Raw genomic sequence first — 713 nt, forward strand, 5'->3', positions numbered from 1 at the left:
CGTGCCTTGTTGCGGTTGAGCAGGCCCTGCAACGCGAGGGTCATACCGGTGCCGGCGACCAGCAGGCCGCCGTCGCTGTTGTCCAGCGAGGTGCCGGTCACGCCGACGGCGGCCTTGCCGGTGATCTCGCCGCCGCGGTTGTCGATGCGATCAACTTCCAGGGTCAGCGCGCCGTTGCTGCCGAGCAGGCCCGCCTCGCGGTTGTCCAGCCCGCCGCCCTTGACCCGCAACTGCTCCAGGCTGACTAGCGAACCTGCGGTATTCAGCAGCGTGGCGGCCTCGATCTCGCCGCGGCCCTTGCCGGAAATCTTGCCCTTGCTGTTGTCCAGGGTCTTGGCGTAGAGCTTCAGCGAGGTGTCGCTCACCAATGTGCCCTGGCGATTGTCCAGGCGATCATCAATGGTCAGGGCCAGACCCGCTCGGCTGCTGACTTCGCCTTCGCGGTTGTCCAGGCTGGCGGCACGCAGGTCCAGGCCCTTGGCCGAGACCAGGCCCTTGGCATTGTCCAGTGCCTGGGCAATACGCACCGTGAGAACCTGATCGCTGAGCAGCTTGCCCTGGCGGTTGTCCAGCGTATCGGCGGCCAAGGTGAAGCCTTGCGGGCTGGTGATCTCGCCCTTCTGATTGTCAACGCTGCCGAGGTTGTTCAGCACCAGCAGCGGAGCCTTGATCAGGCCATGGTTGACCAGCGCGCCCTGGCCCAGGTCAAGGGT

The 713-nt window shown here is 65.9% G+C and carries 1 protein-coding gene; it reads right to left on the bottom strand.

The features are described 5' to 3' along the window. A partial coding sequence (locus AC25M7_RS25455; RefSeq protein ID WP_486971634.1) for a hypothetical protein occupies positions 1-713 on the bottom strand: 713 nt, incomplete at both ends.

Source organism: Pseudomonas sp. P106(2024), from assembly GCF_057480815.1.